General features: G+C 62.5%; 24 protein-coding genes. 15 read left to right on the top strand and 9 right to left on the bottom strand.

Going from position 1 to position 24,371, the window contains the following annotated elements; genetic code table 11:
* Positions 1–15 precede the first annotated feature (15 nt).
* Positions 16–1,596: a lysine--tRNA ligase gene (locus tag IWY39_RS07390; protein ID WP_107124256.1), complete on the top strand. Its 1,581-nt coding sequence runs from the start codon at positions 16–18 to the stop codon at positions 1,594–1,596.
* A 208-nt stretch (positions 1,597–1,804) separates the two neighbouring features.
* Here IWY39_RS07390 and IWY39_RS07385 read toward each other — a convergent pair whose 3' ends face one another.
* The 3 genes from IWY39_RS07385 to IWY39_RS07375 form a co-directional block, all read right to left on the bottom strand.
* On the bottom strand, positions 1,805–2,275 hold the full coding sequence (locus tag IWY39_RS07385) for an RcnB family protein (protein ID WP_017181501.1): 471 nt from the start codon (positions 2,273–2,275) through the stop codon (positions 1,805–1,807).
* A 231-nt stretch (positions 2,276–2,506) separates the two neighbouring features.
* A complete protein-coding gene (locus IWY39_RS07380; protein ID WP_107124255.1) occupies positions 2,507–3,193 on the bottom strand; it encodes a prolyl hydroxylase family protein in 687 nt (228 codons plus the stop codon).
* 96 nt (positions 3,194–3,289) lie between these two features.
* The gene (locus IWY39_RS07375; RefSeq protein ID WP_107124254.1) at positions 3,290–4,159 is read right to left on the bottom strand and encodes an RcnB family protein; all 870 of its coding nucleotides are present in this window, start codon (positions 4,157–4,159) and stop codon (positions 3,290–3,292) included.
* A 243-nt stretch (positions 4,160–4,402) separates the two neighbouring features.
* Between IWY39_RS07375 and IWY39_RS07370 the strand changes: the two genes are divergently transcribed.
* Positions 4,403–4,942: a biliverdin-producing heme oxygenase gene (locus IWY39_RS07370; RefSeq protein WP_017181498.1), complete on the top strand. Its 540-nt coding sequence runs from the start codon at positions 4,403–4,405 to the stop codon at positions 4,940–4,942.
* Positions 4,935–7,499 carry an HWE histidine kinase domain-containing protein gene (locus tag IWY39_RS07365; protein ID WP_107124253.1) on the top strand — a complete coding sequence of 855 codons (2,565 nt, stop codon included), beginning with the start codon at positions 4,935–4,937 and terminating at the stop codon, positions 7,497–7,499. Before IWY39_RS07370 ends, IWY39_RS07365 begins: the two co-directional genes overlap by 8 nt.
* A gap of 10 nt (positions 7,500–7,509) precedes the next feature.
* Here the strand turns inward: IWY39_RS07365 and IWY39_RS07360 are convergent, their stop codons facing one another.
* The 3 genes from IWY39_RS07360 to IWY39_RS07350 are packed head-to-tail and all read right to left on the bottom strand — an operon-like array spanning position 7,510 to position 9,783.
* On the bottom strand, positions 7,510–8,079 hold the full coding sequence (locus IWY39_RS07360) for a (2Fe-2S)-binding protein (protein ID WP_107124252.1): 570 nt from the start codon (positions 8,077–8,079) through the stop codon (positions 7,510–7,512).
* Positions 8,076–8,558, bottom strand: a complete 483-nt coding sequence (locus tag IWY39_RS07355) for a DUF2721 domain-containing protein (RefSeq protein WP_017181495.1) — start codon at positions 8,556–8,558, stop codon at positions 8,076–8,078. Before IWY39_RS07355 ends, IWY39_RS07360 begins: the two co-directional genes overlap by 4 nt.
* 16 nt (positions 8,559–8,574) lie before the next feature.
* Positions 8,575–9,783 carry an LL-diaminopimelate aminotransferase gene (locus tag IWY39_RS07350; protein WP_107124251.1) on the bottom strand — a complete coding sequence of 403 codons (1,209 nt, stop codon included), beginning with the start codon at positions 9,781–9,783 and terminating at the stop codon, positions 8,575–8,577.
* Between the two features lie 143 nt (positions 9,784–9,926).
* On the opposite strand from IWY39_RS07350, the gene IWY39_RS07345 reads away from it, so the two are divergent.
* The 6 genes from IWY39_RS07345 to IWY39_RS07320 all read left to right on the top strand — a co-directional run bounded on the left by IWY39_RS07345 (position 9,927) and on the right by IWY39_RS07320 (position 17,149).
* Positions 9,927–11,666, top strand: coding sequence for a PHA/PHB synthase family protein (locus tag IWY39_RS07345; RefSeq protein ID WP_107124250.1), 1,740 nt, complete (start codon positions 9,927–9,929; stop codon positions 11,664–11,666).
* 130 nt (positions 11,667–11,796) lie between these two features.
* Entirely contained in the window at positions 11,797–12,627 is an 831-nt protein-coding gene (locus tag IWY39_RS07340) for a phasin family protein (protein WP_017181492.1), read from the top strand.
* Between the two features lie 111 nt (positions 12,628–12,738).
* Positions 12,739–13,146 (top strand): ATP-dependent Clp protease adapter ClpS, encoded by a 408-nt coding sequence (gene clpS, locus IWY39_RS07335; RefSeq protein ID WP_017181491.1) that lies wholly within the window; start codon positions 12,739–12,741, stop codon positions 13,144–13,146.
* 117 nt (positions 13,147–13,263) lie between these two features.
* The gene (locus tag IWY39_RS07330) at positions 13,264–14,763 is read left to right on the top strand and encodes a catalase (protein ID WP_107124296.1); all 1,500 of its coding nucleotides are present in this window, start codon (positions 13,264–13,266) and stop codon (positions 14,761–14,763) included.
* Positions 14,764–14,906: 143 nt separating this feature from the next.
* Entirely contained in the window at positions 14,907–16,694 is a 1,788-nt protein-coding gene (locus tag IWY39_RS07325; RefSeq protein ID WP_107124249.1) for a sensor domain-containing diguanylate cyclase, read from the top strand.
* Positions 16,695–16,771: 77 nt separating this feature from the next.
* Positions 16,772–17,149 (top strand): MerC domain-containing protein, encoded by a 378-nt coding sequence (locus IWY39_RS07320; protein ID WP_026002108.1) that lies wholly within the window; start codon positions 16,772–16,774, stop codon positions 17,147–17,149.
* A 56-nt stretch (positions 17,150–17,205) separates the two neighbouring features.
* Here the strand turns inward: IWY39_RS07320 and glpX are convergent, their stop codons facing one another.
* Complete coding sequence (glpX, locus tag IWY39_RS07315) at positions 17,206–18,189, bottom strand: class II fructose-bisphosphatase (protein WP_107124295.1); 984 nt, start codon at positions 18,187–18,189, stop codon at positions 17,206–17,208.
* Positions 18,190–18,307: 118 nt separating this feature from the next.
* Between glpX and IWY39_RS07310 the strand changes: the two genes are divergently transcribed.
* Positions 18,308–18,736 carry a hypothetical protein gene (locus tag IWY39_RS07310; RefSeq protein ID WP_107124248.1) on the top strand — a complete coding sequence of 143 codons (429 nt, stop codon included), beginning with the start codon at positions 18,308–18,310 and terminating at the stop codon, positions 18,734–18,736.
* Positions 18,737–18,742: 6 nt separating this feature from the next.
* Here IWY39_RS07310 and IWY39_RS07305 read toward each other — a convergent pair whose 3' ends face one another.
* Both IWY39_RS07305 and IWY39_RS07300 read right to left on the bottom strand, forming a co-directional pair.
* Positions 18,743–20,047 carry a homoserine dehydrogenase gene (locus IWY39_RS07305; RefSeq protein ID WP_017181485.1) on the bottom strand — a complete coding sequence of 435 codons (1,305 nt, stop codon included), beginning with the start codon at positions 20,045–20,047 and terminating at the stop codon, positions 18,743–18,745.
* Between the two features lie 85 nt (positions 20,048–20,132).
* The gene (locus IWY39_RS07300; protein ID WP_017181484.1) at positions 20,133–20,909 is read right to left on the bottom strand and encodes a hypothetical protein; all 777 of its coding nucleotides are present in this window, start codon (positions 20,907–20,909) and stop codon (positions 20,133–20,135) included.
* A gap of 349 nt (positions 20,910–21,258) precedes the next feature.
* On the opposite strand from IWY39_RS07300, the gene IWY39_RS07295 reads away from it, so the two are divergent.
* The 5 genes from IWY39_RS07295 (at position 21,259) to IWY39_RS07275 (ending at position 24,367) form a co-directional block, all read left to right on the top strand.
* Complete coding sequence (locus IWY39_RS07295) at positions 21,259–21,918, top strand: energy transducer TonB (RefSeq protein ID WP_107124247.1); 660 nt, start codon at positions 21,259–21,261, stop codon at positions 21,916–21,918.
* A gap of 72 nt (positions 21,919–21,990) precedes the next feature.
* Entirely contained in the window at positions 21,991–22,746 is a 756-nt protein-coding gene (locus IWY39_RS07290; RefSeq protein ID WP_174302239.1) for a MotA/TolQ/ExbB proton channel family protein, read from the top strand.
* A gap of 115 nt (positions 22,747–22,861) precedes the next feature.
* Positions 22,862–23,350 (top strand): ExbD/TolR family protein, encoded by a 489-nt coding sequence (locus tag IWY39_RS07285; RefSeq protein ID WP_026002105.1) that lies wholly within the window; start codon positions 22,862–22,864, stop codon positions 23,348–23,350.
* 24 nt (positions 23,351–23,374) lie between these two features.
* Positions 23,375–23,797, top strand: coding sequence for an ExbD/TolR family protein (locus IWY39_RS07280; protein ID WP_017181480.1), 423 nt, complete (start codon positions 23,375–23,377; stop codon positions 23,795–23,797).
* Positions 23,798–24,037: 240 nt separating this feature from the next.
* Positions 24,038–24,367 (top strand): PilZ domain-containing protein, encoded by a 330-nt coding sequence (locus IWY39_RS07275; RefSeq protein WP_107124246.1) that lies wholly within the window; start codon positions 24,038–24,040, stop codon positions 24,365–24,367.
* The last annotated feature ends 4 nt before the right edge of the window (positions 24,368–24,371 follow it).

Raw genomic sequence — 24,371 nt, 5'->3', positions numbered from 1 at the left:
AGCTAGGGGCATGTCATGACCGCGACCGATCTATTCCGCACCGCCGCCCTGGCGGCCAAGGCCTGGCCCTATGAAGAAGCGCGCAAGCTGCTCAAGCGCTATCCTGATGGCGCGCCGGACAAAGGCCATATCCTGTTTGAAACCGGCTATGGACCATCGGGCCTGCCGCATATCGGCACGTTCAACGAAGTGCTGCGCACGACGATGGTGCGCAACGCCTATCACGCTCTGTCGGATATTCCCACGCGCCTGGTGGCGTTCAGCGACGATATGGACGGGCTGCGCAAGGTGCCTGACAATGTGCCCAATCAGGCGATGCTGACGCAGCATCTGGGCAAGCCGCTGACGCAGGTGCCCGATCCGTTCGAAAGGTTCGAAAGCTTCGCCCATCACAACAATGCGATGCTGCGCGAATTTCTCGACCGCTTCGGCTTCGACTATGAATTCGTCTCCGCGACCGAACGCTATCGGGCCGGGGCGTTTGACGAGGCGCTCAAGCAGGTGCTGCGGCGGTATCAGGCGATCATGGACATCATGCTGCCCACACTGCGCAAGGAACGGCAGGCGACCTATTCCCCGGTCCTGCCCATTTCGCCCAAGAGCGGTATCGTCCTTCAGGTGCCGGTGGAAGTCGTCGACGCAGAAGCCGGGATCGTCCGTTTCGAGGATGAAGGCGAAATGGTCGAACAGTCGATCCTGTCGGGCGGCGCAAAGCTGCAATGGAAGGTCGACTGGGCGATGCGCTGGTACGCGCTGGGCGTCGACTATGAAATGGCGGGCAAGGATCTGATCGATTCGGTCACGCAATCGTCGAAGATTTGCCGCGCGCTTGGCGCCCGGCCGCCCGAGGGCTTCAATTACGAGATGTTCCTCGACGAAAAGGGCGAGAAAATCTCCAAGTCCAAGGGCAATGGCCTGAGCCTTGAGCAATGGCTTACCTATGGCCCGCAAGAGAGCCTGGCCTTCTACGCCTATCGCGAACCCAAAAAGGCCAAGCAGTTGCACATGGGCGTCATCCCGCGCGCGGTGGACGAATATTGGCAGTTCCGGGGCAATTATCCGGGCCAGCCGGTCGAACAGCAATTGGGTAATCCGGTCCACCATGTTCATGACGGCAAGCTGCCCGAAGGCCGGTTGCCGGTGACCTTTGGCCTGTTGCTCAATCTGGTCGGCGTCATGGGCGATGCCAGCCGCGATCAAGTGTGGGGTTATCTCACCAATTATGTCGCGGATGCCTCGCCGGAAACCTATCCTGATCTTGACGCGCTGATTGGCCATGCGCTGGCCTATCATCGCGATTTCGTCGCCCCCACCCTCCAGCGCCGCGCGCCCGGCGCCAATGAGGCTGCGGCCTTGCGCAGGCTGGACGCGGAACTCGCTGCTTTGCCTGCCGACGCATCAGCGGAGGACATCCAGAATATCGTCTATGCCATCGGCAAGGATGAGGCGTTCGGCTTTGCCGAATTGCGGGACTGGTTCAAGGCGCTGTACCAGACGCTGTTGGGCGCGGACCAAGGGCCGCGCATGGGCAGTTTCATCGCGCTTTATGGTATCGATAACAGTCGTAAGCTGATTGGGCAGGCGCTGGCAGCCTGAATCGGCGGATTTTACCGGAAAAGCGGAACTTTTCGGGCAGGCGCGCGTTTTGCGCAACGGTCCACCCCCCTTTCGGACTGATGGTGCGTTCTGCGTGCCATCGGCCGCGCTTGTCTGGCAACGGGCGGCGCGGCCAAGTTGGGCGGAAATGCAATGAAAACGGCCCCGGACATCGCTGTCCGGGGCCGTTTCCCTATGGGCTGGCCTCTTACCAGAAGAAGCCGCGATGCACCTGGATCACGCGCCCGTTGCGGACATTGACCAGCAGCACATCATTATAATGGCGGACCCAGCGCTGGTTCACGCCCGGACGGGGCAGGCGATAGCGATAGGGGTCGGCGATATAATAGCGCGAGTTGTAATAGGCCGGGCGTAGACGGACGCCGACATTCCACTGGTTGTAACGGAACGGCGCGCGCCAGTTGCCGCCGCGATATACGTCGCGGTGCGAGCGGCGATAGTCGCGCCAATCCTCACGAACCTCCTGGCGGGCCTGACGGACATCGCGGCGTTCATCGCGCACGTCACGGCGATCGCCATAACGCTGGGCCTGGCGCAATTCCTGCTTTTCTTCACGCAGATTGCGTTCGCTGCGGCGCACTTCGCCATAGGACTGTGCGGACGCGACACTAGGCGCGACCGTGGCGGCCAACAGGCCCAGGATGATCAGTTTACGCATAGCATATCTCCTATTTCCTTGGCGGCTGAACCCTGTCCGGCTGGACCGGGTTCCCTGTCGCCAACACAGGGAGATATGGCGCAGCGCGCCTGAACGGCCTGAAAATGAAGCGGTCAGTTTTCAGTCATTTATGTCGCAAAGTGTATCGCCAAGGATGTTCGACAATGCGTGGCAGGGCGCATTTCGACGTCGCACCGGCCCTTTCCCGCGCGCATGGGCGAAGGCCCATTCTCAAACAGATCTCGGCGTCCAGGGCCGTTCGCGAAACCATTTGGTGACGACATATTTGGTGCCCTGTTCGACTGGCCGGGCGGCGTGCAGGCTGAAATTATTGGGCGCGCCGTCAGCATCCATATTGTTCCAGATCAGGATCATCCCCTCGACCGGCGGCACCATGAATTCGCAATGGGGAAAATGCGTCTCGCCCCCCGCCTCGACCGGGGAAAGATAGATCATGGTCGTCCAGCTGCGCTGCCCGCCGGTGACGCGCATCGCCGGCCAATAGTTGGCGGTGACCGGAAAATAATCGCAATGCAGCCGATATTCCTGGCCGCTGGTATAGCGCTGTCCCTGCAATGTTTCTCCGTGATCCGCAGGCAGGCCGGTGAGCGCGCATATACGGTCGCTGATCGCCTTGATCAGCGGATCGAAGGGATCGAGATTGCAACTGTGGCTGGTCCGGTAATCGGCGTTCGCGCTGCCCGAAAACAGGGTCGAAGGCTGCGCGCCCGCATCGATAATGGCGCGCAGATCGGCGCATTCTTCGGGGCTGAGGAAATCCTGCCGCCCATAGATGGCGAGATGGGGCGACTCGATCCGGCTGACCATCGGGTTGCGCTCCAGCCGGGCCTGCACCTGCGCCCCGATCGCCGCGCGGGCGGAGGAGGCGATGCCGCCATCATCGTCACTGTCTGTCATTCCGTCACCTTGCCACAGCGGCCGGTGCCATGAAAAGACCCCGGCGCGTCACCGCACCGGGGCCAGTATTCCTGAAGGCCACTTCAGGGAGCGCGATTACCAGAAAAAGTCATGGATCACGTCGACGACATAGCCGTCCCGAATGTCGACCAGCAGCGCATCGTCATAATAGCGGATCCAGCGCAGCGTACCGTAAGCGGGCGGCAGGCGATAGGCATAGGGATCATTCAGCCAATAGCTGTTGGAATAGAGCAGGCTGCTCAGCACGATACCCACAGAGAAACGGCGATAGCCATAGTCCCAGCCACGCGGCGCGTAGTAGCGACCCAGACGGTACTGGTTGCCGTAGCGGTTGCGATAGCTGTTCCAGTCATAGCGCCTGTCCTGCCGCCAGCCCTGATTCCAGCGCTGCTGGTTGCTCCAGCGGGTGCGATCGTCATAACGGCGGCCATTGTTCCAGTTGCCCACCACGCCCCGATTGTCGTTCCAGCGCCGGTCATCGCGCCGATCCTGGCGATAATCCCGCCGGTCGTCGCGGCGATCGTTGCGCCAGTCCTGGCGATCGGCGCGTTGGCCCTGGCGATAACCCTGCCAGTCATTGCGGCGATCGCCACGCCGGTCCTGCCGCGCATCCTGTCGATCAGGCGCGGATACTACCGCCGAGCTGCCGGGATTCCGCCACGGGCGGTCGGCGCGGGGCTGCTGTACGGGGGCCTGGAGCGCCGGTGTCTGCGCAACCGCGCGGTTCTGTCGCTGTTGCCAGCGTTGCGCCTGCTGCCCTTCGCCGCCCATCGGGCGCTGCCCATTGCCGCGCCATTGATAGGCCTGACGGTCACCGCCGCCACGCTCTGCACGATCGCCGCGATTGCCACGACCATTCTCATTGCTCTGGGCATAAGCAGGGGCGACACCGCTGAGCAGCGTTGCGGCCATGAGTCCCGTCAGCATCATCTTCCTGAACATCATCGTGACTTTCTTTGCGCGGGAACCTCCTGTCCCCTCATGCCGCCTTTCTAGAGCGCGCGCGATGTCGCAAGTCTGAACCTGTCCGTCAGCCATTTGAAAGAATCGCGGGACGTAATGAACCCAAATCCCGCCTCGCGCGTTATTTCGTTTTCGTATCGGTCCGTCCGCTAAAAACGGCCGGACCCGGATCAAATGCTGATCCAGATCAGTGCAGGGTGCTTGCCCCCTCTATAGGACTGCCGAGTGAATAAATCTCCCCATGTCAGCGGCGTCCGTCAGGCCCTGCGCGAAGCTACCAGCGACAGTCATAGCCATGTTGATGGCCTATTTTCAGCCTACCGGCTTGATTCAGAAAGCGATTATGCTGCGTTCCTGACGGCCCATGCCCGCGCGCTGGGCGCGCTTGAATCGGTTGCGCGCCCCGAATCGCCACGCCTGCCCATGATCGCGGCGGATCTTGCGGCGATGGATATGGCCATGCCTGCGCCCCTTTCGCTCGCCGATCCCGATCGCGATGGCTATCGCTGGGGGCTGCTTTATGCGCTGGAAGGGTCGCGGCTGGGTGGCGCGATGCTCGCGCGCCGGGTCGCACCCGGCCTGCCACATGCCTATCTGTCCGCCGTCCATGGCAAGGGCGGTTGGGTCGCGTTTCAGCAGGCGCTCGATCGGGCAGCCGCTGACGGGGGCGAAGACTGGCTGGACGACGCCGTGCAGGGCGCGCAGGCCGCCTTCGCCCTTTTTGCTGCCGCAACCCGCGCTGAACTGGCCACTGCCCATGGCTGATGGCGGCGGTACAGGCGCGGACTTCGCCGTCAATCTGACCAATTGCGATCGGGAACCGATCCATGTGCTGGGCACGGTTCAACCTTTCGGTTTCCTGATCGCGCTGACCGCCGACTGGCTCGTGTCGCGCGTATCGGCCAACAGCGCTGCCTTCATTGGCCTGTCCCCGGACGACATGCTGGGCAAGCCGGTCAGCGACCTGCTGGATGCCGATGCCATCCATGCGCTGCGCAACCGCATCACCCTGCTGCGCGGCGCCGACTCGGTGGAACGCATCTTCTCCCTGCCGTTGATGTCCGGCGGCGCGCCGTTCGATGTCGCCGTCCATTTTTCCGGTCCGCTGGTAGTGATAGAGGCCGAACCCGCCAGCGCCGACGAGATGGAAGCGAGCAGCACCGTTCGCTCCATGGTCGCGCGACTGGCGCAGGCCGATGGCATGACGGCTTTCCTGCGAGATGGCGCGCGACAGGTGCGGGCGCTGACCGGCTTTGACCGGGTGATGGTCTATCGCTTCGCCGATGGCGGCGATGGCGAAGTCGTGGCCGAAGCACTGCGGCCCGGCATCGACAGTTTCTTTGGCCTGCATTACCCCGCCTCCGACATTCCGGTGCAGGCGCGCGCGCTCTATCTGCGCAACATTTTCCGCGTGATCGCCGATGTTCATGCGCAGCCCGTGCCGATCGTCCCAACGCTTGATCCGACCGGCGCGGCGCTCGACATGTCGCTCTGCCTCACACGCGCGGTATCACCCATCCATATCGAATATCTGCGCAACATGGGGGTGGGGGCGTCGCTCTCCATCTCCATCATCGTCGAAGGGCGGCTATGGGGGCTGTTCGCCTGCCACCACTATGCCCCGCGCCTGCCGACCTTTGCCCAGCGCAGCGCGGCGGAACTGTTCGGCCAGATATTCTCGATGATGCTGGAAAGCCGCGAACGCGCGGAGACAGCCGACTATGAGGGCAAGGCGAGACAGGTTGCCGACCGGCTCATGTCGGCCGTGGCGCAGGATCATGACCTGCTGTCCAACGCGCGCTGGCTGGGCGACATCATCTTCGACACGATTCCGGCCGATGGCGTTGGTGTCTATATTGACGGGCAGATCAGCCTGTCGGGGCTGACCCCTGACACGGCGGCGTTTGCCGGCATCGTCTCGATGCTCAACCGCGTCGCCGCCAGTCAGGTCTATACGACCGATGCGCTCGGCCGCGTCCTGCCCGAAGCGGCTGCCTATGCCGATCGTGCCTCCGGACTGCTCGCCATTCCGCTGTCGCGCCGACCGCGTGACTATGTGGTGTTGTTCCGTGCCGAACAGCTGCGCGCGGTGCGCTGGGCGGGCAATCAGGACAAGCATATCGAATATGGCCCCAATGGCCCGCGGCTCACTCCGCGCAAAAGTTTCGAGGAATGGTCGGAACTGGTGAAGGGAACGGCACTGCCTTTCGCCCCCGCGCAATTGCGCGTCGCCGAAGCCTTGCGCACAGCCCTGCTCGAAGTCGTGCTCCGCCTGTCCGATTCAGCGGATGCGGAACGGCAGCGCGCGCATGAAAAGCAGGAATTGCTGATCGCGGAACTCAATCACCGGGTCCGCAACATATTGGCGCTGATTCGCGGGCTTTTGTCGCAGACGCGCAGCAGCGCCGTGTCAGTCGAGGATTTCATCGGCACGCTGGAAAGCCGCATCCACGCGCTGGCCCGCGCCCACGACCAGATCACTGCCGACCGCTGGAGTCCCGCACGCCTCTACGACTTGATAGAGGTTGAGGCGGGCGTGTATCTGGGTGAACGGCGCGACCGGGTCCGGCTGTCTGGCCCCAATGTGCTGCTGACGCCTGGCTGCTTCACGGTCATGGCGTTGGTGATCCACGAAATGCTGACCAATGCCGCCAAATATGGCGCGCTGTCGGACAACGGCACAGTGACGATCGACTGGCGCGTGGATCAGGATGGCAGCCTGCTGATCGACTGGCGCGAAAGTGGCGGTCCGGTGGTGGTCGCGCCCACGCGGCGGGGATTTGGATCGACCGTGATCGAGCGATCCATTCCCTATGATCTGGATGGCCGCGCCGAAATCCACTACCGGTTGGCCGGGCTGGAGGCGCATTTCTGCATCCCTTCCACTCATGTTGTGTCGGTGCTGCCCGACGTCGTCGGCACGGATCGTTCGCGCCCCGTCATTGCCGTGACGCCTGCATTGCTCAAGGGGCGTCACGTCCTGCTGGTGGAAGATAATATGATCATCGCCATGGACGGGGAGGACGCCCTGCGCGATCTGGGCGCGGATGTGACGACCGCCGCCACCATCGCCCGTGCGCGCGAAGCCCTTCAGCAGCATCCGGTCGATCTGGCCGTGCTCGATTTCAATCTGGGCGCGGAAACCAGCATGCCGGTGGCCGATCTGCTGGCGGAGCAGGGCATCCCCTTCCTGTTTGCGACCGGCTATGGTGACGGACTGGAACTGCCGGATCGCTTCGCCGATGTCACGCTGGTCAAGAAGCCCTATTCGGGCGCGACGCTGGCGCAGGCGATGACGCCGCTGATCGGGGAAGCAGCCTAGTCGGGCAGCGCTATCGCTTGGGCGCAGGCGCTGGCCGACCAAGTGCCGGGATCGTGCGGGCCGCCTCCTCCGGGGTGATGCCCGGCGGCGGCGCGGCGGATCCCTGATCGCCTGTGCCTGTATCTTCGCCCCGCATGATCCGCCCGGCCCGGCGGATCGCGCCGCGCAGCCGGGGATAGATGCCGCACCGGCAGATATTGGTGATCGCCGCGTCAATTTCCGCGTCGCTTGGATCATTGGTCCGGCGCAGCAGCACCGACGCCGCCATGATCATGCCGGGGATGCAATAGCCGCATTGCGACACATTGTCGGCGGCGAACGCCTGTTGCAGGGGATGACCGCGATCGGGCGACAGCGCCTCGATCGTGGTGACGAAACGCCCTTCGGTCTTGCCGATCGTCACCTGGCAGGAGCGTACCGCTTCCCCGTCTATATCCACCGTGCAGGCGCCACAGTCGCCCGTGCCGCAGCCATATTTGGTGCCGGTCAGGTTCGATGCGTCGCGCAGCGCCCATAGCAGCGGCGTGTCCGGGTCCATGCGATACTGGACTGGCCGGTCATTGACGGTGAAGCGCGTCATTCGGCGTCCGGCTCTTCCATCTCGGCCTTATGATACAGGACTTCGTTGCGGACATGGATGATCTTCGATCCCAGCCGGATCTCCTGAATGAAGGTCGCAAAGCCGCCCGCCTGCAACAGCATCGCCAGGCTGAACAATATGGCGATCGGCGTCCCCAGATGGGCGTCGAACAAATTGCCCGCAAACAGCAGGATGACGACCAGACAGACGGCGCAGGCGGACGCAACCGACAGAAAGATCGCCATATTGACGACGCTCATCCGCTGGTCGAGGACGCGGATTTCATGCACCAGCCGGTCATGCTCGCGCCCGCGCGTGGTCAGGATCGCCGCCTCCACCGTCCGCGCCCGGTCGATGATCCGCGCCAGCCGGCTGACGGAGACATTCAGGAACGCGCCGATCCCGGCGAGCAGGAACACCGGGGCAAGCGCCAGCTGGATCGTCTGAGAGACCAGCGAAACCTGGGGAAGGGGGATCATGGCGCGACCGTGATCGTCAAGCCGCGCCCTTGGCTGGCGTATTGACGCCCATCGACTGAAGATATTTCTTCACGTTGCGGGCCGCTTGCCGCAGCCGCTGTTCATTTTCCACCATGGCGATGCGGACATAGCCTTCGCCATCCTCGCCATAGCCGACGCCCGGCGCAACAGCGACCTTGGCATGGGTCAGCAATTGCTTGGAAAATTCCAGGCTGCCCATATCCTTGAGCGCAGGCGGCAACGGTGCCCAGGCGAACATGGACGCGGGTGGGGCGGGGATGTCCCATCCGGCGCGGCCAAAGCTTTCGACCAGCACGTCGCGGCGCTTGTGGTACAGTTCGCGATTCTTCTGCACGATATCCTGCGGCCCGTTGAGCGCGGCGCAGGCCGCCGCCTGGATCGGCGTGAACGCGCCATAGTCGAGATAGGATTTCACCCGGCTCATCGCCGCGATCAGTTGCTTGTTGCCGACCGCAAAGCCGATCCGCCAGCCCGCCATCGAATAGGTCTTGCTGAGCGAGGTGAACTCGATCGCAATGTCCTTCGCGCCCGGCACCTGCAGGATGGATGGCGTCGGGTTGCCGTCATAATATAGCTCGGAATAGGCAAGGTCGGACAAGACCCACACCTTATTCTCCTTCGCCCAGGCGACCAGTCGCTCGTAAAAGGCCAGGTCCACCGTCTCGGCGGTCGGGTTGGACGGATAATTGACCACCAGGATCGACGGGCGCGGCACGGTGAAGGCCATGGCGCGGTCGAGCGAGCGGAAATAATTGTCGTCCGGCGTCGTCGGCACCGACCGGATGGTCGCGCCCGCCAGGATGAAGCCGAACATATGAATCGGATAGCTGGGGTTGGGGGCCAGCACGACATCGCCCGGCGCCGTGATCGCGGTGGCCAGGCTTGCCAGGCCCTCCTTCGATCCCATGGTCACGACCACTTCGCTTTCCGGGTCGACATCCACGCCGAAGCGGCGGCCATAATAGTTGGCCTGCGCCTTGCGGAGGCCCGGAATCCCCTTCGACTGGGAATAGCCATGGGCGTCGGGCTTGCGCGCTACCTCGACCAGCTTGTCGATGACATGGGACGGCGGCGGCAGATCGGGATTGCCCATGCCCAGGTCGATAATATCCTCTCCCGCCGCGCGCGCGGCCGCCCGCATCGCGTTCACTTCGGCGATGACATAGGGGGGCAGGCGTTTCATGCGGTAGAATTCTTCGGACATTTTGGGGGCTTTCCTGAAAGCGCTCGGTAGGGAATAGTGCGTGTCGCGCCGTTGCCGCGTCACAATCTGGCTATAACCGGCCAGCTTGCGCCGCGCCAGAAAAAGCGATGCGATGAAACGATGCCAGGAACAGGAGAGTGGCCATGGATAAAGCCGACATCATGGAGCCGCATCTGCCTACGCTGGAACAGATGCAGCAATGGACCCACGCGATTGGTCAGGCCCAGCAACTGATGCTGGAACAGGCGGCGGGCGCTGCGGGCCAGACGCTCCCTTTTTCGCCCGAAACGGTGGCGCGTATCCAGACGAGTTTCGCTGACGAAGGGCTGGCGATGTGGCAGCGCTTCATCGATTCAGGCGGCATGTTCCGCGAAAAGCCCGAACCCGTGCCCGCCGACAGCCCGGCCGCGCGCAAGGACCGCCGCTTTGCCGATCCCGCCTGGACCCAGCACCCCTTTTACGACCTGATCCGGCAAAGCTATCTGCTCGTGTCGGACTATATGCTGCAACTGGCCGATGCCGTCGACGGTGTCGATCCCAAGCAGAAGGCGAAGCTGCGCTTTGCGACCAGCGGCATGCTCGATGCGCTTTCGCCCTCCAATTTCCCGCTGACCAACCCGACCGTGGTGGAAAAGACGATCGAGAGCGGTGGCGAAAATCTGGTCAAGGGCTTGCAGCATATGCTGGCCGATCTGGAAAAGGGCCAACTGACCCATACCGACGGCACCCAGTTTGAACTGGGCGTCAATATCGCCGCGACGCCTGGCAAGGTCATCCACGAAACCCCGCTCTACCAACTTATCCATTATGCGCCTTCCACGCCGGATGTGCTGGCGACGCCGCTCATCATCTTCCCGCCATGGATCAACCGCTTCTATATCCTCGACCTCAGCCCGCAGAAAAGCTTTGTCAAATGGGCGGTGGATCAGGGGATCAGCGTGTTTCTGGTCTCCTGGAAATCCGCCGACGCATCGATGAAGGATCTGATCTGGGACGATTATATCCTGCGTGGCCAGATCGACGCGATCGATACGGTGCGCGATCTGCTGGGCGTGCCGAGCGTCCATACGATCGGCTATTGCGTCGCGGGCACCACGCTGGCGGCAACGCTGGCGCTGCTGGCCGCGCGCGGGGAGGGGGGCAAGGTGGCGAGCGCGACCTTCTTCACCGCCCAGGTCGATTTCAGCCGGGCGGGCGACCTGACCCTGTTCATCGATGATGAACAGATGAAGCTGGTCGACCAATTGTCATCGCAGGGGTTTCTGGACGGGCGCTATATGGCGCTCACCTTCAACCTGCTGCGCGGTCGCGACCTGATCTGGAACTATGTCGTCAACAATTATCTGTTGGGGCAGGATTATCCGCCGTTCGACCTGCTCTACTGGAATGGCGACACGACCAATCTGCCCGCCCGCTGGCACCGGGATTATCTGACCCAGCTCTATCGCGACAATCTGCTGGTGGTGCCCGGCGCCATCACGGTAGACGGCACGCCGATCGATCTCACGAAAGTCACGACGCCTGCTTATGTGCAGGCGGGGAAAGAGGATCATATCGCGCCGCTGGAAAGCGTGTGGAAGCTGACCGAAAATCTGTCCGGGCCGGTCCGCTTCCTGCTGGCAGGGTCGGGGCATATCGCCGGGGTCATCAATCCTCCGGCGGCGCAGAAATATCAATATTGGGCGTGCGAGGATAGCCGGCCGACGCTCGAGGCCTTCTTGACCGCGGCGCAGGAAACCAAGGGCAGCTGGTGGCCCGACTGGCGCGCCTGGATCGAACGACTCGATCCGCAGACCGTCCCGGTCAAAGGGGCGCGTGTGCCGGGCAAGGGCCGGCTGAAGGCGGTGGAAGATGCGCCCGGACGCTATGTAAAAGCGCGGTAATCGCTCTTTTTCCAGACCTTGGAACGCCTCCTCCACCCTGCTGCGTGACGCTTTTGTTGCAGCGCACAATAAGTCTTGCAATCACATCGCAAAGCGACTATTGTGCACTGCAACAAATGGAGGAAAGTCCATGGCCGTAACACCCAAGACCGGACGCAGCGCCCCGCGCGCTAAAAGCGCATCGACGACCTTGTCGGCCAGCGAAGCGCTCAAGGCTGCCGAAGCGGCGATTGCCCCCGCACCCAAGAAAGCGCCCCCGCGTAAGGCGGCGGCGTCCAGCGTGAAAGCAATCGACGCCAATCCCGCTGCCGTTGTTGCAGCGACGACCGCCGTCGACGCGCCGCCGCTTCCGGAACCGGTTGCCGAACCAGAGGCGCAGGCGCCCGTAGACGCCACGCCGCCTGAGGCTCCGGCCGAACCCGAAATGACCAAGAGCTTGCCCGAGCAGGCCGAACCGTTCGCACTCAAGACGCTGTCCGCCATAGAAGGAACCAAAACGATGAACGACGTAATCGAAACCGGCAAGAAGTTCGCTGAAGACGCCAAGGCGAAGCTGGAAACCGTTTATGCCGACATGAACGAAAAGGCGAAGGCCAGCGTCGAAAAGTCGACCAAGGCTATCGAAGAATTCAGCGACATCGCCAAGGGCAATGTCGAAGCGATGGTCGAATCCGGCAAGATCGCAGCCAAGGGCATGGAAACCCTGGGCCAGGAAGCTGTCGACTACAGCCGCAAGAGCTTCGAAAAGGCGACCGCCTCTTTCAAGTCCTTCGCGACCGTCAAGACCCCGACCGAATTCTTCCAGCTGCAAAGCCAGATGTTTTCGAGCAGCTTTGACGATTTCACCAAGGAAGCCGCCAAGAGCAGCGAAGCGATGATGAAGCTGGCCAGCGACGTTGCCAGCCCGCTGACCGCCCGCGTGACCGTGGTGACCGACAAGGTGAAGTCGCTCGCTGCCTAAGCGATCGGACGAACAGCATCAGGGCGCGCTCTCCATATCGGGGGGTGCGCCCTTTTTGCCGTCTGCAAAATTGATGGTTACCATCGCATCCAGCCATGGCGGCCCCTTGCCATGGGCCGGCAAATTGCCATATCCTCGACCATCATGACCAGCATTTTGACAGCATCTATGATCCCCGCGACGATGACGGGGGAGGATCGGGACGATCCGGGCGATGGCACCGGTCCCAGCGTCGGCATCGCCACGCGCACCCGGACCCGCACGAAAAAGCCGTCTCTCTACAAAGTGCTCATGCTCAACGACGATTACACGCCGATGGAATTCGTCGTGCACGTCCTCCAGCAATTTTTCCGCATGGATATGGAGCAGGCGACTCGCGTGATGCTGCATGTTCACCAGCGCGGCGTGGGCGTGTGCGGGATTTTCAGCTATGAAGTGGCCGAAACCAAGGTCAATCAGGTGATGGATTTCGCCCGGCAAAATCAGCATCCGCTGCAATGCACGCTGGAAAAGGCCTGATCGCCGACCTGCGCCTGATTTACCGTAAAATTCGATCAGTCAGCATGTTTTAATCAATTTCTCTGGAACCTGAGCGCCGCTTATCCTTTCATCATTCGCAATATGAGGATGATGACCATGGCCGATAAGCCCCTAATGACGACCAGCGGCGGCGCGCCGATCGCTGATAATCAGAACAGCCTGAGCGCTGGCCCGCGCGGCCCCCTGCTGTTGCAGGACTATCAGTTGCTGGAAAAGCTGGCCCACCAGAATCGCGAACGCATCCCCGAACGCGTCGTCCACGCCAAGGGCTGGGGCGCACATGGCACGCTGACCATCACCGGCGACATCAGCAAATATACCAAGGCGAAGGTGCTGCAACCGGGCGCGCAAACGCCCATGATCCTGCGCTTTTCGACTGTCGCTGGCGAAGCGGGCGCGGCCGATGCCGAGCGCGACGTGCGTGGCTTTGCGATGAAATTCTACACGCCCGAAGGCAATTGGGATCTTGTCGGCAACAACACGCCGGTCTTCTTCGTGCGCGATCCGCTGAAATTCCCCGATTTCATCCACACGCAAAAGCGCCACCCGCGCACCAATCTGCGTTCGCCCACGGCGATGTGGGATTTCTGGTCGCTCAGCCCGGAATCGCTGCATCAGGTGACGATCCTGATGTCCGATCGCGGTCTGCCGACGGACGTGCGCCACATCAACGGCTATGGCAGCCACACCTTCAGCCTGATCAACGACGCCAATGAGCGTTTCTGGGTCAAATTCCACTTCAAGACGATGCAGGGCCACAAGCATTGGACCAATGAGGAAGCGGCGCAGGTCGTGGGTCGCACCCGTGAATCGACGCAGGAGGATTTGTTCGAGGCGATCGAGCGCGGAGAGTTTCCGAAGTGGAAGGTCCAGGTGCAGATCATGCCCGAACTGGATGCCGACAAGACGCCCTACAATCCGTTCGACCTGACCAAGGTGTGGCCGCATGCGGACTATCCGCCGATCGACATTGGCGTGATGGAGCTGAACCGCAACGCGGACAATTATTTCGCGGAAATCGAGCAACTGGCGATGTCGCCGTCGAACATCGTGCCGGGCATCGGCTTTTCGCCCGACAAGATGCTTCAGGCGCGAATCTTCAGCTATGCCGACGCCCATCGCCACCGCATCGGCACCCATTATGAGGCATTGCCGGTCAATGCCCCCAAATGCCCGGTGCATCATTATCACAAGGATGGGGCGATGCGCTTCACCCCCAATAATCCTAATCCGGCAGCCTATTATGAGCCGAACAGCTTTGGCGGACCGGTCGAGGACAATAAGTTTCTGGAGCCGCCGCTGCGGATTTCGGGTGATGCAGACCGTTGGAACCACAGGGAGGGCAATGACGATTTCAGCCAGCCCCGCGCCTTGTTCGAACTGTTCGATGCGGGCGAGAAGGACCGGCTGTTCGCCAATATCGCCGCTGCCATGGGCGACATTCCCGACTTTATCGAGGAACGCCAGTGCAAGCTGTTTGACGCCGTCCATCCCGATTATGGGGCCGGCGTGCGGGCTGCGCGCGCGAAGATCAAGGATCGCAATCCGTCCATCTCGGCGCCAACCGATGAATTACTGTCCGACGCATCGGCCTGACGGCGCGGCCAGATTTGCATGACGATCAACCCCGGCGCCTGACACGCGCCGGGGTTTTGCGTCGCTATTACAGGGGCTTTCCCCGATCGCGGGCATTCATGGTGAGCAAATATTAAGGATGCGGCGCTAGCCTCCCCGCCAATATGCAACGGTCCGCTCTTCGTCACTCCTCCTCGATCTTCGCGCCTGTTGTCACTGGCAGCGTCTATTTCATCGTGGCGACAATGGCGTTGCTGATCTCTCGTTTTGAAGGCGGCCTTGCCTTCATCTGGGGTGCCAATGCCTTTTTGATGGCGGAGTTGCTGACGTCGCGCACCCGCTACTGGCCGCGCGCGATCATGGCCTGCGCCATTGCCAGCACCTTGGCGACTGCGTTGTTCGGCATGGGTCCATTGGCCGCGATCCCCATGGCGGCGATCAACGTCGTCGAATCGCTGATCGTGGCGATCATCTGTCGCCGTTTCGTGCCGGATCGCCGGATCATCGGCGCGATTCGTCCCCTCGTGGTGTTCATCATCGCCCTATGCGGCGTCGCTAATGTCGTCGCCGGGGTTATGGCGGCGACGGTCGCCTCCTTCGTCACGTCCGTGCCGTTCGGTGCATCCTGGCTGCAATGGTATAGCGGGCATGTGCTGGGCGGGCTGACATTCGCGCCGATCCTGATCCTGCTGTTGCAGGGCGAATGCGGGCGCTGGCTGCGGGATACGCCGAAGCGGGTCAAGGTCGAGGCCATCGTGCTGCTCGCGCTGTTCACGCTGGCCATCGTCCATGTGTTTTTCTGGGCCCGCTATCCGCTGCTGTTCGCGCCACTCCTGCCGCTGGTCCTGATTGCCTTTCGCACCGGGCAGGTGGGTGCGGCGGCCTCCATCATCATCCTGGCGGTGGTTGGGGGAGCGGCGACCGTGCAAGGGCTCGGTCCGCTGAACCTCGTTCCCGGAACGGTCGGCGCGCGGGTGCAATATTTCCAATTCTACATCGCGCTCAGTTTTCTGCTCAGCATGCTGATCACGGCCGAACTCAACAGCCGTCGCCGCCTGTTCCTGATGTTGCACGACAGCGAGGCGCGGTATCGCGCCATTGCCGAACATAGCGGCGATGTGGTGCTCAACATCGGCGTGGACGGTATCATCCGTTACGCCTCGCCATCGGCCGCTGAACAAATTGGCTGCGCGCCGGACCTGTTGATCGGCCAGTCCGCCGCCCATCTGGTCGATCCAAAGGACCGGAGGATCGTCATCGCCACGCATCGCCGCGCGCTGGCCAATCCCGGCGTCAGCCACACCGTCGAATTCCGGTCCCTGCTGTCCGGCGGCGATCCGCAGTGGTGCGAAATGGTGAGCCGCGCCGTCGTTGACGAACGGGGCGTCGCCAGTGGCGTCGTAAGCATGATCCGCGACATGTCCCGGCACAAGGCCCGCCAACAGGCGCTGCAAGACGTCGCATCGCATGATTCGCTAACCGGAGCGGATAGTCGCGGCGCCTTCCTCGAAAAGCTGGAAGCGGAAATCCTGCGCGCACGCCACGGCGCGCGGTCCTGCCTGTTGTTGATCGACATAGACCATTTCAAGGCGGTCAATGACCGCTATGGCCATGGCGCAGGCGATCGGGTGTTGAGCGCGTTTGTCGAACGGCTGCGGCCGGGATTGCGGGGTATCGACAGCATCGGACGTCTGGGTGGCGAGGAATTTGCGATTTTGCTCGTCGATAGCGACATTGATCGGGCCAGCATGATCTGTGAACGGCTGCGCGCTCGCATGGTCGCCCCGATTCCCGTGGGGGAGGCGGGGAGCGAGGCCATCTCCGTGACCTTCAGCGCGGGACTGGTCCGACTGGACGGTGGGTCAACGCGATCGGCGATGCTGGAGGCCGCTGACAAGGCGCTCTATCGCGCCAAACATAGCGGCCGGAACTGCCTGCGCCTGGCGGCTTAGCTGCTTTTGGGGCCATCGCGCATAAATCATGATGATATGTTGTAACTTATAACGGTTTGGCCTATGTAGCCACCAGCATGTCGCAGACCATTCGCCACTTTCTGATGTCCGGCCGCCTCGATCGCTTTGCGATCGCGCTGTCGGGCCTGTGTCTGGCGCATTGCTTCATCACGGCTGTCGTGCTGGGCCTGCTGGCGACGGCGGGCGGTATTTTTGAAAGCCCGATCTTTCACGAAGCGGGACTGGTGCTGGCCATCTTGATGGGCGCGATCGCGCTCGGCCATGGCGCGCTGGTCCATCGGTTCATGATGCCCGCGGCGATCGGAGCGCTGGGGCTTGGGGTGATGGCGGGCGCGCTGACCATGGACCATGGCTGGCAGGAAAGCGTCTATACGCTGATCGGCGTCGGCATCCTGGCACTAGGGCACGATCTCAACCACCGCGCCGGGCGCTAGGCCCACAAAAAAGGGAGCCATCCGGCTCCCTTTCCCTATGTTCGGCTCGCTGTCGGTCAAACCGGCTTGTGGTTCAGCCGATGTTCGCCCTTCACCCAACGTACCGTGCCGGTGCTGGCGCGCATCACCACGCTCTCGGTCGTCAGCTTGCCACCCGGCAGCCGCTTGACCCCGTCGAGCAAAGACCCGTCAGTAACCCCGGTGGCGGCAAAGATGCAGTCGCCCTTGGCCAGTTCCTTCAGGTCATAAATCTTGTCGAGATCGGTGATGCCCCATTTGCGGGCGCGCTGCTTTTCATCCTCGTTACGGAACAGCAGCCGTCCTTTGAACTGTCCGCCGACACAGCGCAGCGCGGCGCAGGCCAGCACGCCTTCGGGCGCGCCGCCCGATCCCATATAGATGTCGATCGTGGTTTCAGGATCGGTCGTGGCGATCACACCCGCCACATCGCCATCGGGAATCAGCATGATGCCGCAGCCGATCGCGCGCAGTTCCGCAATCAGTTTTTCATGGCGCGGCCGGTCCAGCACGCACACGATGATGTCGGACGGTTCCACGCCCTTGGCAGTGGCGACCGCCTCGACATTCTCCTTGGCTGACCGGCTCAGGTCGATCACGCCGTCGGGATAGCCCGGCCCTACCGCCAGCTTGTCCATATAGACGTCGGGCGCGTTGAGCAGGCCGCCCTCTTCGGAAATCGCCAGTACCGCCAGCGCGTTCGGACCGGCCTTGGCAGTGATGGTCGTGCCTTCCAGCGGGTCGAGCGCGATGTCGATTTTCGGCCCGGTGCCGATCGCATTGCCGACCTTCTCGCCAATATAGAGCATCGGTGCTTCGTCGCGCTCGCCTTCGCCGATGACGACGGTGCCGTCCATATACAGGTCGTTGAAGGCCAGGCGCATGGCTTCTACGGCGGCAGCATCGGCTGCCTTTTCATCGCCCCGGCCGATCAGCTTGGAAGCGGCAATGGCCGCCGCTTCGGTGACGCGGACCATTTCCAGCACCAGAACGCGATCCAGCGTCGAACTTGCCTGTACCATCTTCATCCCTCTGCCTATTCTTATGGCCAGAGCGGATAGGCCGTTGCCCCGTCCTTGTCGAGCGACGAAGGAGGCCGGTCATCATGTGGCCATGATTGCATGATGAACAGGCAGGGCGATGAAAGCTCTGGCCAGCATCCTCATTCTCGCCGCACCGGTAACCGCCCATGCGGCGGATGAAGAATTGATGGCCGCGTATCGCAGCAAGACCCAAGTGATAAAACCCTGTGACCGCAGCGGCGATGCGATCGTCGTGTGCGGCAACCGGGCCGAGCGTAATGCCCGCGAACGCCTGCCCTTGCCGCGCGAGCCGGCGCAAAATGGCGGCATCGTGCGGGGGGATGCGCCGCGGGCTTCGGCGGCGGCCGTGCGGCAGGGCAGTTGCGGCGTGGTCGGCGGGCAGGGGACAGGGTGCGTCGGCGGCCTGTCGGTGTTCAAGGTGGCGGATGTCATGGCCAGGACTGGCACCGCCATCATCGATCCCGACGCGGATCTCGCGCCGCCACCGCCGCTGCCCGATCGCTTTGAGGGCGCCGGGCAGCATTAGCGTCGTTCAATCCAGAATATGCATCACCATCGGCGTGCCGATCAGGCTGTCCGATCCGGCCAGGCGATCGAGCGTGTCGCGGATGCAGCGTTCCTCGCCCGCATGGGTGACGATGGCGACCAGCACGCCGTCATCCTGATGCGCGCCGCGCTGGATCATGCTTTCGATAGACACGCCTGCGTCGCGGGTGGCGGCTGCGATTTCCGCCAGCACGCCGGGACGGTCCTGCACCATGAAGCGCAAATAGGTGCGTCCCACCCGTGCGCCTGCATCGGCGGTATTTTGCGGCGTCAGTGCGGCGACGGGCATGGCGAAGGCATCGCCATATTCGTCGCGCGCGACATCGATGAGGTCAGCGACCACGGCTGATGCCGTCGGCCCATCGCCCGCGCCACGGCCCTGGAAGAAGAGGCGACCGACAAAATTGCCCTCCGCCACCACCGCGTTCAACGATCCATCGACATGGGCCAGCGGATGGTCGAGCGGCACGAGCATCGGGTGGACTCGCTGGAACAGCCCGTCCGCGCCGTTTTGGGCCATGCCGACCAGCCGGATGCGGAAACCCAGCGCAGCGGCCTCGGCAATGTCGGCGGCGATGACATGACGAATGCCGGTCGTGGCGACGGCGGCGAAATCCAGTTCGGTGCCAAAGGCCAGGCTGGCGAGGATGGTCAGCTTGTGCGCGGCATCCACGCCATCAATGTCGAAACTGGGGTCGGCCTCGGCATAGCCCAGTTCCTGCGCTTCCTTCAGTACCTCGTCAAAGCCCCGGCCTTCCTTTTCCATCGTGGTCAGGATGTAATTGCAGGTGCCGTTGAGAATGCCGTAGACGCGCGATATTTCGTTCGCGGCAGCGCCTTCGCGCATGCCCTTGATCACCGGGATGCCGCCAGCAACCGCAGCTTCATATTTGAGCGCAATGCCACCCTTTTCGGCCAGCCGGGCAAGGTCCAGCCCATGATGGGCCAGCATCGCCTTGTTCGCGGTGACGAACGGCTTGCCCGCATTCAGGCAGTGGCGCGCCAGCGTCAGCGCCGGACCATCCGACCCGCCGATCAGTTCGACCACGACGTCAATATCGTCGCGCGTCGCCAGGCTGTTCATATCGTCCACCCATTCATAGGGGGACAGATCGACACCGCGATCCTTGTTCCGGTCACGCGCCGAAATCGCGACGACCTGAACCGGGCAACCCGCGCGCCGGGCAATCAGAGCCGCATTGGTGTTGAGCAGCCGGATGACGCCTCCGCCCACCGTGCCTAGGCCGACGAGCGCAACGCGCAGCGGGGCATGGCGGTGCAGATTGGTCATAGGGGCGTCTTTCTCTATAATCAGCGCGGATGATGAAGCCCGCGCTGATAGCGACAGGTGCGCGTGGGTCCAAGCAAAAGCTGTATCAGGCGGGCGTCCGCGTCCGTCCGCACGGGCCCAGTGCATCGATCACCACGCGATAGTCTGCGCGGGCCGCTTCGGCGTCCTGCACGGACAGGGTCCGCACCGCGCGGGCGGGCAGGGCAGGGGGCAGCGTGCAGGCCAGGCGATACCAGAGCAGGCTGCCCGGCGCCGGCGCCTTCGCCGCTTCATCGACAATCTCGCCCAGCGCCACTGCCCAGCGGGGCTGCTCGCCGGGCCGACGGAGGATCGAGAGCGAGACGGGGTCGCCATTTTCGGTACGCAGGAAAATCTGGGTCTCGCCCTCGCCAGCCACCGTGCCGGCAACATGGAAAGCATCACCCAATCCCAGGATGCGGGGCGGCGCATCGCGTGCGACCAGCGCGGACAATATGGTTTTCACCCGCTCGATTTCTGCGGGCGTAGCCGGGATCTGCGCGTCGCGGGCAACCAACTGGATCTGGCCGGGCCGCCCGCCGGGCCGCGCGAACAGGATGACCTGCGCCTTTTTCAGTTTCGGCAATTTGCCGCGGGCGTCGACAGGCGCATCGTAGAGCCAGCTTACAAGGGGGGCGATTCCCGCCTCGCCGCGAATCAAACCCATGACGTCGCCTTCCACAAACAGCCGTTTATGGCCCGCGGGGACGTCCCCGGCCTGTTCGGGCTTCAACGGAATGATGTTGCGGATTCGCACATGGGCCACTAGCGGCGCGGTGTCCGCCAGGTCGACAATGTCGGCGTAGGACAAGCCGGTGGCGGCGGGCGCTGAGCGCGTTGTCATCGGAAGATGTTGCGCTAAAACAGGGAAAACCGGGAGATTTACGGCTGAAATGAGGCATGGCAGCGCGAGCCGGTAAAGCAGGGTGGAGGATTTCATGATCAGCTTCGTCCTATATTTTTGGCTCGTGGCAAGGATATCACAGGCAAGTCATTCCGCTATGAAATGGTAACCGCAAATGAACATATCGATAAAGCGTTTGCGTGCCACGATGTGCCGCGATAGGAGTTTGTGCGGTAGCAATTGGACGGACAGGGGCCGAAGGTGGCCGGGATAGCCCGGTCGGCTTGGGTCGTTTTTGGCTGATTTGTATAAACCACTGGTAAGATGAGTTAAGGAGTGTCGTTGCCGAATGGCCTATGCTGACCACTCGCAAGGATCGAGTCGGACCGTCTCGATCATCATCGTCGCCCTGATTCACGCTGTTCTTGGCTATGCCTTCGTCACCGGTCTTGGCATGAAATATGTCAAAAAGGCGGCAGAACAGCTGAACGTGATCGACGTGAAGGAAGAGCCGCCACCACCGGACGAGGAGCCGCCACCGCCGCCGCCAGACCAGCCGGTCGAGCCGCCGCCGGTCGTGGCCCCGCCGCCGATCGTGCAGACCCCGGCGCCTGCGCCGACCATGACTGTAGTTAGGACGCCGCCTCCGGTGTTCAACCCCGTCCCGGTCGCAGCCCCGCCCCCGCCGCCGGCCCCACCGCCGCCGCCTGTCGCCGCAACCCGCGCAACGCCGCGCAGTTCGCCCGGCAGCTGGCTCAGCGATGCGGACTATCCGAGCCGCGCCCAGCGCGAAGAACGCTCGGGTACGGCCGGGTTCCGCCTGCAAATCGGTGCGGACGGTCGGGTAACCGACTGCACCATCACCTCCTCGACCGGTCACCCGGATCTCGATGAGGCGACCTGCCGCCTGCTGCCGCGTCGTGCGCGGTTCAAGCCGGCCAAGGGGTCTGATGGTGCGGAAATGCCCGATACGTACAATGGCCGTATCACCTGGCGTCTGCCGGAATAATCCAAACGGGCAAGGCGTGCGCCCGGCGCCGCCTCGCTCTAGCTTGATCTCATTGAGAGGGAAGTCTTGAACATGTTGATGTATCTCGCAGCTGCGGCGCCGAAGCCGGAAAACCCCTATGGCCTGATGGAAGCTCTGGAACAGGGCGGTACCATCGCCTGGACCGTGTTCATCATTCTGTGCGGCATGTCGGTCGGCACTTTCTACATTCTGTTCACCAAGCTGATCGAACAGCAGAAGGTGATCAACCAGGGCAAGAAGGTCCGCGCGACCTTCTGGCGCGCCGCCAACATCAAGGAAGGTTCGGCCAAGCTGGAAAAGAACTCTGCCTACAAGCAGATCGTCGATGACGGCATCAAGGCGCAGGAAGAACATACCAAGCTGACCGATCCGGTCGAAGCCCATGACTGGCTGCACGGTTCGCTCGGTCGTTCGGAAGCCGCGATCAACTCGTCGCTGGGCGGCGGTCTCGCCTTCCTCGCAACCGTTGGTTCGACCTCGCCGTTCATCGGTCTGTTCGGTACGGTTATCGGCATCTATCGCGCGCTGATCAAGATCGGTGCAGCCGGTCAGGCGTCGATCGACGCGGTCGCCGGTCCCGTCGGTGAAGCGCTCATCATGACCGCCCTGGGTCTGGCCGTGGCCGTTCCTGCGGTGCTCGCCTACAACTTCCTGCAGCGCCGCAACAAGTCGATCGCCGAACAGCTGAACGGCTTCACGGTCGATCTGCTGGCCTATCTGGTGTCGAACGGCGCGGTTAAGCCCAGCGTTGCTCCGGCTCCCGCCGCACCTGCTGCCAAGCCGGTTGCTGCGCCGACCAAGGCCTGATTGTCTTGAGATGCCGGCGTGGGAACCGGGTGGCCGCTGCGACTACCCGGTTCCCCGCCGACCATGGCCCTCGCGATGGTGAGGCGCCATCGACACCAATGTTAGGATATTATCAATGGCAATGAGTGTTGGCCCCGGCGGCGGTGACGACAAACCGTTGTCCGACATCAACACGACGCCGCTCGTCGACGTCATGCTGGTGTTGCTCATCATCTTTCTTATCGCGGTTCCGGTCGTCGTTCAGACGGTCGAACTGCAACTTCCCAAGGTGGCGTTCGAGCCGACCACGACGAAGCCGGAAAATGTCTCCCTCTCGGTCACGACCGGTTCGGACGGCAGCTGCGCAGTTTATTGGAATTTGACCAAGGTTGATTCCAGCGATCTGCTCAACCGCGCGGTGGCGAAGCTCGAAGCGGACATCAAGAAGGCAGGCGGCGTCGAAAATATGACGCCCGAAGACATGCCCGAAGTGCATATCCGTGGCGACATCAACACCCCCTACCGGTGCATCGGCGGTACGATCTATACGATGCAGCGCGCCGGTTTCCCCAAGGTGGGCTTCATCTCCGAGCCGGAACCCGGCACGACGACGACCCGCCTCTGACCGGCTGATTAAGGAGATTTCGCTATGGCCATGAGCATGGGTTCCGATGAAGGCGAACCGATGATGGAAATGAACACGACGCCGTTGATCGACGTCATGCTCGTTCTCCTCATCATGTTCATCATCACGATTCCGATCCAGACCCACGCAGTCAAGATCGACCTGCCGCAGAACGCACCGCCGACGAACACCCCGATCGATCCGGTAAAGAACAAGGTCGCCATCGATTCTGCCGGGGTCATCACCTGGAACGGTTCGGCGATCGATCTGCTGACCCTGCGTCAATATCTGCAGCAGTCGCTGCGCCTGCCGGTCGAGCCGGAACTTCAGTTCCAGCCGAACGCGCAGACCCGCTATGTCACCGTTGATGAGGTGCTGGCGGAGATCAAGCGTGCGGGCGTGACGAAGCTGGGCTTTGTCGGCAACGAACAATATGGCAACTTCTAAACGCTGATTGCCTGCGTCTGTCAGCCTGCACTAAGACTTCCCGTTTTTCCGGGCGGGCAGGGCGGCATCCGGGTTTTGATATTGCCGATGTTTCAGGGGTCGCCTTCGGGTGGCCCCTTTTTTATGCGCTCGGCCCCGCCCGGCCGACCCGCGAGCACGCCCGCTTCAGGGCAGACTTATTAACGCTTTGCTTACGCCGATCGTCGATAATGGCGGTGGAAGGGCAGGCGATAGCGAACAATGAGCGCCGACAGACAGACTGATGTGGACCGAAAGGCACGGCTGGCAGAGCGCAGCTATGTGCAGATCGGTGTGCGTATTCGTCGTCCTGGCGAAACCTGGTTCAGCAGCCGCATAGCCGACGTATCCGTCATTGGCTTTCGCCTTCAAAGCTTCATGAAACTCACCTGTGGCAGTGAATTATGGGTCATGTTGCCGGGCTTCGAAGGTCGTCGTGCCCGCGTCTTGTGGACGCGCGGCCATGAAGCGGGTTGCGCCTTCGAACGCCCGCTGCATCCCGCAATCCTTGATCATATCGTCAAGCTGAGCAGCGGTTCCGCCCTCGCCTGAGCAG

It is taken from the genome of Sphingobium sp. JAI105 (genome assembly GCF_015752145.1).
In the GTDB taxonomy this organism is placed as follows: Bacteria; Pseudomonadota; Alphaproteobacteria; order Sphingomonadales; family Sphingomonadaceae; genus Sphingobium; species Sphingobium xenophagum.
Note: the sequence above shows the minus strand (reverse complement) of the source record. Positions and strands in the feature narration are given on the sequence as shown.